Origin of the sequence: Nostoc sp. (assembly GCF_035638895.1) — a bacterium.
Taxonomy (GTDB): domain Bacteria; phylum Cyanobacteriota; class Cyanobacteriia; order Cyanobacteriales; family Nostocaceae; genus Nostoc.
Genome location: NZ_DASQZC010000497.1, coordinates 1 through 1,809, shown reverse-complemented (window position 1 = coordinate 1,809; position 1,809 = coordinate 1). Strand labels below are relative to the sequence as shown.

Here is a 1,809-nt window from a genome sequence, read left to right as displayed (position 1 = left end):
TTACCGGTGGGGAGTCATGGACTCCAAGACTCAAGGTTGCTCCGGGGAAGCTCCATGCCCAAGCAAAAACGAAAGCCCAAGTGGCAAATCACGATTGAAAGCATCTACGTTTTCGGTAGAGAAGAGAGGCTTGAAGCAGCGTACGAACAGATCATCCCTGCTGAAACCATCCAAGTCAAAAGCAAGGAGGTAAAAGATGCAAGGGATGAGAATAGGCCTCTACGCAAGGGTATCGAGCGAAAAACAAGCTCAGGAACGAACGATTGAATCTCAAATATTAGCCCTCAAAGAGTTCGCTATCAGCAAGGGCGATGTTGTCGACCCTGACCTTTTCTTTGTTGACGACGGTGTAAGTGGAACTACGCTAGAACGCCCAGGCCTTGACAAGTTACGGGATAAGGCCTTTCATGGAAAGGTTAATAAGGTCTATGTTTTAAGCCCCGATCGCCTTTCACGAAAAAGCGCCCATCAGATTCTTCTGATAGATGAATTGAAGCGCCTCAGTGTGTCAGTAGTTTTCTACAACCGTGAGATAGGTGATACCCCAGAAGATCAAATGCTCCTTCAAATTCAGGGAGTAATCTCCGAATATGAGCGGGAAAAAATTCTTGAGAGGTCGAGGCGTGGAAAGCTATTTGCCGCAAAAAAAGGCAAAGTCAACGTTTTAGGCGGTGCCCCATTTGGGTATTATTATCAGAAGGTTTCTGAAGGCTGTGAGGCAGCTTATGTGATCCATATTGAAGAAGCAAAGATTGTCCGTGAGGCTTTCAAGCTTTATTGCATAAAGCAATTCAGCATCGGAGAAATTGCACGAGAGTTTACCCGAAAAGAGTATAAGACTCGGACGGGTCTGACGTTCTGGGAAAGATCAGTGATATGGGGAATGCTGCGAAACCCTGCATATGCTGGCAACGCCGCTTTTCGTAAAACCACGAGAGTGCGGAGAGACAAGAAGACAAAGCTTGCGATTGAAAGCAAACACCCGCTAAGAAGTGAAAAATCAAGTCCTCGGGATCGCCCAAAGAGCGATTGGATTACTATTCCAGTTCCAGCCATCATTGATGAAAGAACTTTTAAAATAGCAGAGGTCAAACTTAAGCAAAATCAAAAGCTATCCCCACGAAACAACAAGCGCTATAACTATCTTCTGAGCGGACTTCTTCGTTGTAAGACTTGCGGCTACTCTATTTATGGGAAGCCAGCATCGAACAGTAAATATAAGCGTCTCTATTATCGCTGCATGGGACAAGATGGTCATCGCTGGCCAGGAGGTAGAGTCTGCAAGGGGCACCCAGTGAGAGTCGAAGCGATTGACGAACTGGTTTGGGAATCGGTGAAGGAATTGCTGCTTGATCCAAGTAAAGTTCTCGAAGAATATGAGACCAGACTTAGCAAGGCGGCCTCCAATGATAACGAGTCAAAGACGAACGCCAAAAAAGCCCAACTAAAAAATCTCACGATTGAGAAGGAGCGCGTGGTGGACCTCTATCAATCAGGCCTAATAGACAAGACTGATGTCGGGTCAAGACTTGAGAAAATAGCCTCAAAATACAATAAACTGACCCAGGAAGTAGATTTTCTACAACATCAAGCAGATGAACGAAAAGCATTACTAACCGTAGTTCAAAACGTTGCCGATTTTGTGACAAAAATGCACAAAAACTTCGACTCATGCACGTTTGATGAACGCCGAAAAATCATCAAACTTATAGTGGAAGAGGTTTCCATAGACACAGAGAAAGAGGAGATCGATGTGAAACATATTATACCAACTGACCCTAAAAAGTATCCATTGTGTCCGGGGACTCA

At 44.9% G+C, this 1,809-nt stretch carries 1 protein-coding gene; it reads left to right on the top strand.

The annotated features are described in order from the left end of the window. Nucleotides 1-196: 196 nt before the first annotated feature. Nucleotides 197-1,809, top strand: a 1,613-nt coding sequence (locus VE944_RS24845) for a recombinase family protein (RefSeq protein ID WP_324983389.1), incomplete at its 3' end; no start/stop codon positions are given.